This is a genomic window from Massilia frigida, from assembly GCF_011682175.1.
Lineage (GTDB): Bacteria > Pseudomonadota > Gammaproteobacteria > Burkholderiales > Burkholderiaceae_D > Telluria_A > Telluria_A frigida.
Genome location: NZ_WHJG01000045.1, coordinates 44,074 through 51,022 on the forward strand (window position 1 = coordinate 44,074; position 6,949 = coordinate 51,022).

At 64.1% G+C, this 6,949-nt stretch carries 8 protein-coding genes; 1 reads left to right on the forward strand and 7 read right to left on the reverse strand.

Features of this window, described 5'->3' with window-relative positions:
• Position 1: 1 nt before the first annotated feature.
• From F2P44_RS29105 to lepB, 6 genes are all read right to left on the reverse strand, one after another.
• On the reverse strand, positions 2-382 hold the full coding sequence (locus F2P44_RS29105; protein WP_167092546.1) for a hypothetical protein: 381 nt from the start codon (positions 380-382) through the stop codon (positions 2-4).
• Positions 379-1,065, reverse strand: a complete 687-nt coding sequence (locus F2P44_RS29110) for a hypothetical protein (RefSeq protein ID WP_167092549.1) — start codon at positions 1,063-1,065, stop codon at positions 379-381. The genes F2P44_RS29105 and F2P44_RS29110 overlap by 4 nt, the downstream gene beginning before the upstream one ends.
• A gap of 126 nt (positions 1,066-1,191) precedes the next feature.
• Entirely contained in the window at positions 1,192-2,214 is a 1,023-nt protein-coding gene (locus tag F2P44_RS29115; protein ID WP_167092552.1) for a phospholipase C/P1 nuclease family protein, read from the reverse strand.
• Positions 2,215-2,247: 33 nt separating this feature from the next.
• Positions 2,248-3,603: a DUF4785 domain-containing protein gene (locus F2P44_RS29120; protein ID WP_167092555.1), complete on the reverse strand. Its 1,356-nt coding sequence runs from the start codon at positions 3,601-3,603 to the stop codon at positions 2,248-2,250.
• Between the two features lie 14 nt (positions 3,604-3,617).
• Positions 3,618-4,490, reverse strand: coding sequence for a hypothetical protein (locus F2P44_RS29125; RefSeq protein WP_167092558.1), 873 nt, complete (start codon positions 4,488-4,490; stop codon positions 3,618-3,620).
• Positions 4,491-4,724: 234 nt separating this feature from the next.
• Positions 4,725-5,393, reverse strand: coding sequence for a signal peptidase I (gene lepB / locus F2P44_RS29130; RefSeq protein WP_167092561.1), 669 nt, complete (start codon positions 5,391-5,393; stop codon positions 4,725-4,727).
• Between the two features lie 96 nt (positions 5,394-5,489).
• Between lepB and F2P44_RS29135 the strand changes: the two genes are divergently transcribed.
• Positions 5,490-6,182: a hypothetical protein gene (locus F2P44_RS29135; protein ID WP_167092564.1), complete on the forward strand. Its 693-nt coding sequence runs from the start codon at positions 5,490-5,492 to the stop codon at positions 6,180-6,182.
• Positions 6,183-6,241: 59 nt separating this feature from the next.
• Here F2P44_RS29135 and F2P44_RS29140 read toward each other — a convergent pair whose 3' ends face one another.
• The gene (locus tag F2P44_RS29140; RefSeq protein WP_167092567.1) at positions 6,242-6,724 is read right to left on the reverse strand and encodes a CPBP family glutamic-type intramembrane protease; all 483 of its coding nucleotides are present in this window, start codon (positions 6,722-6,724) and stop codon (positions 6,242-6,244) included.
• Positions 6,725-6,949: the final 225 nt, after the last annotated feature.

The window sequence follows — 6,949 nt, forward strand, 5'->3', positions numbered from 1 at the left end:
GTTATACAGCGCGGCGCCGCCGGCTCAATTCCACGTGCGCGGTCGACTTGATGAACGACCTGACGGGCGCGGCGACGTTGCTGTCGTTGGCCGGGCTGCAGGTGCTGTCGAACACTTCAAATTCGCCGGCATCCGGTGCCGTGCAGCGGTGCGGCCGCTTGAAGGCGATCTCGCCCGACGGGCCGTGGAAGGTGGCGCCGGTCTCCGTGCACGCTTTGGCGAAGGTCACGCCGACGTCGGCCAGGTTATCGATATTAAGCTTGGCGGTGAAGATGCGGCGGCCGGAATCGGAGCAGCGGCCCTTGGTCACATTGGTCCACTTGGGCGCGCAGCTGCTGTCGTTGACATTGAATTCGCCCCACTCGCCGGTGACCTCTTTCACGCAGCGATCAGGCTTGCTGAACGCCTGGCCGGCGATATGGCGCTGGTGTGCTGGCACGAGTAGTCCCAGTCGGTGTGGGTATTTTCCAGGCGCGCCGTGTACAGGCGCTTGCCGTTGGCACTGCACTGCTTCTTTTCGGGCAGGCCGAAGGTCGACTGGCAGGAGCCGTCCATCGAATCCCATTCACCCCATTCGCCGGTACCCTTGTTCAGGCAACGGTCGGGAAAGCGCGGCTGCTCCCAGCCGGCGATGTTGGCCACCTTGGCGCTGCGGCAGGCGGTTTCCCAGCTCATGCCCGGCGGGACAAAGTTGACCCGCGCCGAATACACGCGCGCGCCGAATTTGGTGTCGGAGCAGACGCCCTTCTCGACCGGGAAAAACGATGGCGCGCAGCTGCTGTCGGGCACATTCCATTCGCCCCACCAGCCGTTCAGCGCGTAACAGACGCAACGGTTCGGCAAAACGGTCAGGGAGCTGCCGCCGACCTTCACGCCGACCACGCTCTTGCACACCTGGTCGAGCGTCATGTTGCCGGTGTCGCCCTTGATCTTGGCCGACCACTGGCGCGTGCCGTTGGCCTGGCAACTGTCCTTGGCGTAGGCATCCCACGTCGGCGCGGCCAGCGCGCTGGCCGATCCAAGCAGCAGGACGGACAGCAACGGGAGTGTAGTTAAACGCTTCATCTCGAATTTTTCATCTTCTGCTTGTAAGTGGAGAATGGAGGATGCGGTTGACATCAGCCGCCGTCAGGCGCCGCCAACCGCAACGCCGTCGCCCCCGCGCAGGGGGGGGCGACGGGCCGTATGTCCCTAGATGGCCATGCGTTCAGCCGCGCGGTCGAGCAGGCGCACCACCAGTGCGATCGAGTGCGGCACCATCTTTTTGGCGACGCCACGGCGCACCGCATGGTCGCTCGACGACAGCACCGCGCCGCCGTACTTGTACGAGTAGGTGCCGCCCTGGGTCAGCATGGCGCGGATGTCGGTGGCGTTGACAGCCAGCGGCGTGAAGTCCGCCAGCGCGGCCAGCACCAGCACCGGGTCGTTCAGCTTTTCACTGCTGTAGTAGTCGGTGACCCAGTTTTCCCAGCCCGAGTGGTTGTTGGCCAAGGTGCCGAAGGTGTGGTGCGGCTGCAGCAGGTCGGTGGTGTGCAGCACGAAGCCGAGCGTCTGGGCCGACGGCGCCGCCAGGAAGCGGCTGAAGAAATACTGACCCAGGTTGTCGATCGGCTGGAACGGGAACGCCTGGTAATCCTCGTACATGGCGCGCGTCGAGTAGCTGCCCTGGCGGTAGCGCGCCTCGGTGATGCCGTAGCTGTTGTACTTGGACGAATAGCCGAACCAGCCACCCAGGTTGCCGGGACCGTCGTCGAGGTAGTCGTTGACCAGCCAGGCCGCCGCCAGCGTATCGATATCGCCGGCATTGTTCATCTTCTGGTAGTTGTAGCCGCCGAAGTCGTTGCCGTGCACGTCGGCGCCCTGGGTGTGGCTCTGGAAGTGCCAGAACGAGGTGTAGCGCGCCAGGTCCGAACCCGCGCCCCAGGCCGGCGAGGTCTGGCAGTTGCCGGTGGTGGCGCCGCACAGATAGGTATCCTCGAAGTAGTCGACGTCGTGCGCGCCCTGTCCGATGACGGCGGCGAATTGGTCCATCGTGTAGCCAGCCTTGTTGACGCCGGCGAGCAGCTTGGCGTACTTGGTCTGGTTCGGGTGCGTTTTCATGAACTGCACCGCGTCGAGCACGATCTGGCGGTGGGTTTCGGTGTTCCACGCCTTGGCGGGGAGGCAGGCGGCCATGGCGAACGCCAGTGGTACCAGCTTGATTGCTGCTTTCATGCGGAGGTTTCCTTCGGTGGTGGTGAGTAGGGTTTATTGGGTTTGTTTGCGCGCAATTGCGGGCGTAGCGGCAACTGCGCGCAAGCCGGCGCGCAGCGCTTCGCGCTCGTCGATCACCAGGCCGCGCTGCTGGCGGTGCAGCAGGCCGACCCGGCTCTGGTCGAGCAGGCTGAGGTCGCGCAGCTCGTACGGTCCGCGCACGCCGGCCAGCAAGGCCGCGTCGTACGCCAGCTCGATGTTGCCGGCGCCCGGCTCAAGCCAGGCCGCCGAATGGGCCACCGCCACCGGCGCCATGGCGCCGTTGACCATGCCGTACAGGAGCGCGCGCACTTCATAGCGCCCGCCCGCGCCGACTTCCACGCCGAAGCGCGCGACCAGTTTGTCGGTCTGGTCGATCAGGTTGACGTTGCCGTCGAAACGGGCTTGCGGCATGGCGACCGCCACGCCCACGCGCAGCGAACGTTTGACGGTGGCGTTGCCGCTGCCCGCTTCCGCCGCCGCCCTCACCTCCCACAGGCCCGGCGCCGGGTTTTCGTCGGCGTCGAGCAGGTGACGCGCTGTGAGCATGCCGTCGCGGCCGCGCTTGAACTCCAGCGGAAAAGTGCGTCCGGCGGGCGAGACCAGCACGGCGGCCATCTTGTCGAGGGTGCGGCGTTGTGCCGCGCCGCGCAGCGCGGACGGTTCCAGGGCATCGGCATGGATCACCAGTTCCTGGCCATGGAGGTAATGAACCGCATCGGTGCGCAGGGTCAGCGCGACCGTGCTTGCCGGCTCGACGACATTGACCAGGTAGCGCGCACCCGCATCGGCGGCGGGTGCATCGGCGCGCAGCGTGAAGCTGCCCGCGCCCAGCGATGGATGCAGGCGGAACGCCGAGGTGCCTTGGGCGAAGCCATGGCCGGCCTTGGCCAGGCGGTCGGCGTCGACCAGCATGTCCATGCCGGTACCGTTATTAAAATCCTTGCCCTGGGCGGTGCGCACGCGGATGGCACGCGGGTCGATTGCCTTGACGCCGCGCGCGCTGGCCGCGCCGGTCGGATGGACCCGCACCACGGCCTGCGGCGCGCTGGTGCGGATCGCCACGCCGGCGGCCAGTTCGGCGGCGCTTACTTCGGTGTAGTACTCGCGGCTTTCGCCGACAAACGGCGCCGGTTTGGCCAGCGGCTGCGCGCCGGCGGCCCAGCTGACGGCGACCGCGTCGCGCCGGCCTTCGGGCGCGGCGATGGCAGTGGCCATGCTCAAGCGGCTGGACCGGGCCAGCGCGGCAGGTGCGGCAAGGTCGCCCGCCTGGGCCGGCAGCAGCTCCAGGCGGCTGGCGGCAACGGCGCTGCCGCACAGGGTGCCCAGCAAGACGGGCAGGAGGAAGGACAGTTGGTGTTTGGTAGGCATGTTGGTAGTCCCGGTTACAGATCGTTGCGCAGGAGAGCGTCGAGGCCGAAGCAAGGACGGCGGCTCTGGTTGTGCGACAGGGTTTCGCCGCCCAGCCTGGCCTTGTCCTGGAACCAGGTGCTGCCCGCGCCGGCCTGGCTGGCGCACGACAGGAAGCCGTCCGAGCAGGCCGGCAGCCAGGCCTGGGTGATTTCCAGCCCCAGCTGGGTGGGATAGCCGCCGCAATAGCTGGCGCTGTCGAAGACCATGGTCTTGACGTCGGTGCCGACCACCGCATAGAAGTTCTTGGGCAGCGCCGGGCGCCCTGCCGTGCCGTACATCCAGGTGGCGTTGTAGTTCGCCATCCAGCTGACCTGCTGCATGCGCACCGCGTCCGACTGCTGGCCCAGCAGCCAGCCGAGCGAGGATTCGAAGACGTTGCCGCTGATGGTGGCGTCGGCCAGCGGAGTACCCAGCGACGATGGCGCCAGCGCGTTGACCCAGCGGATGGTCGTGATGATGCCGGGGAAGCGGCTGTCCTGGGTTGGGTTCGACATCAGCCAGCGCATCATGTTGCCGCCGTGGGAATGGGTTTCGACCACCAGGTCGGTGATGTTGTTGGCGGCGATGAAGGCGCTCAGCTGCTTGCCGAGACAACCGCTCGCTTCCGGTGCCCACGCGTACTTCGAGAAGTCGCAGGCCACGACCACGTACAGTGCGGGATTGGGCAAGCCCTTGCGGACCGCGTCGATCATCTCGCGGGTCCAGTATTCGTTGGTGGCGTCGGGGTGGTTGCCGGTGCCATGTACAAATGCCACGCCGGTGTTGCCGGCGCTCGCCGCCACGGGAAAAGCGGCCGCCAGCGCCAGTGCACAAAGGCGCGCGCGCCATCGCTCGTTCAGAACCATGTTGTTGTCTCCCTGTTTTGATCGTAAGTCAGGCCCGGCCGGGCCATGGGTGGCCGGCCTCCGGTTACGCAGGGAAGGACAAGGTGACTCATCCGTCCGCGCATCGGGGACTGCTACGATGCATCAGACGGAGTTACCGATTGAATACGGATAGATGATGCCGGCTCAAATGTATTAAAACTACAACAGCATTGGGCGACGGGAAAGCGGGAAAGGAGGCGGACGGGGTGTTACTCAGGGCATCTTCATGCCGAAGCGTTCCAGGCGCGGCATCCAGTTACCGTCGATATCGGCCGACGCCAGGATGCGCTCGGCGCGCCCGATCAGCAGATGGCGCGGCACCATGCCCACCATGCGCGAGTCGGCGCTGCGGTCGCGGTTATCGCCCAGCATCATGAACTGGTCCCTGGGCACGGTCACCGGCCCGAAGTTGCGCAACGCCATCAGTTGCGGGATGACCTGGATGCGGCGGCGGTGGCCGTCGAAGGTTTCGTCGATGCGCTGGGCGGCGACAGGGGCGGCGTGGGCAAGCGGCTCCATGGCCGTGCCGGCGGCCGCGTAACTGGCGCCCTGGCCGTTGATAATCAGCTGTTCGTCGCGCATTTCGACGATGTCGCCGGGCAGTGCCACCAGCCGCTTGATCAGGCGGGTGCCGTCCGTGGGCGACGAAAACGTCACCACATCGCCGCGCCGGGGCTCGCCCACGCGTGCCAGCACCACATCGGTCAGCGGAATCTTGACGTTGTACGCGAGCCGGTTGACGAAGACCACATCGCCTTCCAGCAGGCTGGGCCGCATCGACCCCGACGGAATCGGGTTCCAGTCCGCGATGGCGGTGCGGAAGACACCGAATAACAACAGAAACAGCAGCCAGCCTTTGTTCTCGCGCATCAGGTTTTTCATATCACCCTCCTCTGTAAGTGGTGAACAAAGTTATACGCCGACGATCTTTAGCGATGCTTAACGCCGGGCCCCGCTTGGTTGCGTGAACAATGTTGCTTGCCAAAAAGTTGTATTACTGCCAAAATCCACGCGACGCTTTTCGCGCCCGGGCCACGCCCTACACCTCATAAGAACATCCTCATCAGCATGAATACACGTCCGCTTTACCTCGCGCTCATCCTTGCCGGCCTCAGCGCCACGGCCCATGCGGGCCTGAACAAATGCAAGGGTGCGAATGGCCATTACACCTTCCAGAACGCACCGTGCGACCTGCCCAACGCGCGCCCGCACAAGATGCCGACCCTGGCCGAACGCAACGCGCAGAGCAGGCTGGAACGCAAGCAGGAGCAACAAAAGGAGAAATACGCGGATGACCGCCCGGGCGCCAATTGGGACCCGGCCCGTAAGCCCGGAGCCCCGCTGCCGCCGCTGACGCAGGCCGCGCCGCCGAGCGCGCCGGTAGTCGCGGCCAAATCCGCACCCGTACCGAAAGCCGCGCCTGGCGCGCCGGCCAAAAGCGAGAATCAGCAAAAGCTCGCTGCGGAGAAAATCGACGCCGAGAATGCGAAGATTCGGGCGAGCAACAAGGCGATTGAATGCACCAACGCGCGCCAGCAATTGACGCTGGTCCGCCGCGATGGGCGCGTCGTCCAGATCGACAAAAAGGGGGAGCGTCAGTATTTGGCGGACGAGAATCGCAATGCAGCCATTGCCGATGCCGAGCGCAGCGTCGCCCGCGCTTGCGGATAAAATCATCCTGGAGCGCTGAACCTGGTTCTTGCCTGCTGCACGACAGGTGTCGGCATTAACTACCCCAGGCAAACCAAGGTCATCGCTGTAAGGTTGATCAGCATGTGGGGCACGCATGCCGCCACGTACGCTTTACGGAGTGATTGGCTGCTCCAGTAAACATAAGCGTACGAGTATGCAAAAAAGGAACAGACGGTCCCAAAAAACCACGATACGGCAACTAGGCCATGTGCGCCTCCGAAAATCATTGCGGATATGCCGGCGATAAGAAATGGTCGATGGAAATATTTGGAAAGAACCTGGATAGTCAGTCCGACCAGAAGTGTCTCAAAGAGTGGCGCAAAAAAAATGGCACCAAAAAATTCGGAGAATGTCGCCGAACGAGATGGTGGATCAAGCATGACGATGCCCAACTGCAGGGCGATTGAATCAGCTGCGACCGATAAGCAAAAAGAAAGAACCAGTGCTGTCGCATAGCTCAGCAAGCAGGTCTGCCATAGGCCGCAGGTCCTGAACTCTGGGGTTATGGAAATGGACGGCATGGTTACCTTTGAGTAAGTGACGTGACGTATCGTCGCATTTAGAGCGTGCGAATGCCATACGGCATTTCCATAAACCAATTCCACCTTTGATCGCCATCAGTAACTATTCAGCCGCTACGCAGTTGGCCTGATCGGATCGCCAGCAAATGCACGGCGCAGCACTTCCAGCATGCTGTGCCCTTGTTTGCGTAGGGTGTCGAGGCAGGAGCGGATGGTGCAGAAGTT

Coding starts and splice junctions, on each gene's coding strand:
- F2P44_RS29110 (WP_167092549.1), bottom strand. CDS start 1,065: ATGAAGCGTTTAACTACACTCCCGTTGCTGTCCGTCCTGCTGCTTGGA.
- F2P44_RS29115 (WP_167092552.1), bottom strand. CDS start 2,214: ATGAAAGCAGCAATCAAGCTGGTACCACTGGCGTTCGCCATGGCCGCC.
- F2P44_RS29120 (WP_167092555.1), bottom strand. CDS start 3,603: ATGCCTACCAAACACCAACTGTCCTTCCTCCTGCCCGTCTTGCTGGGC.
- F2P44_RS29125 (WP_167092558.1), bottom strand. CDS start 4,490: ATGGTTCTGAACGAGCGATGGCGCGCGCGCCTTTGTGCACTGGCGCTG.
- lepB (WP_167092561.1), bottom strand. CDS start 5,393: ATGAAAAACCTGATGCGCGAGAACAAAGGCTGGCTGCTGTTTCTGTTG.
- F2P44_RS29140 (WP_167092567.1), bottom strand. CDS start 6,724: ATGCCGTCCATTTCCATAACCCCAGAGTTCAGGACCTGCGGCCTATGG.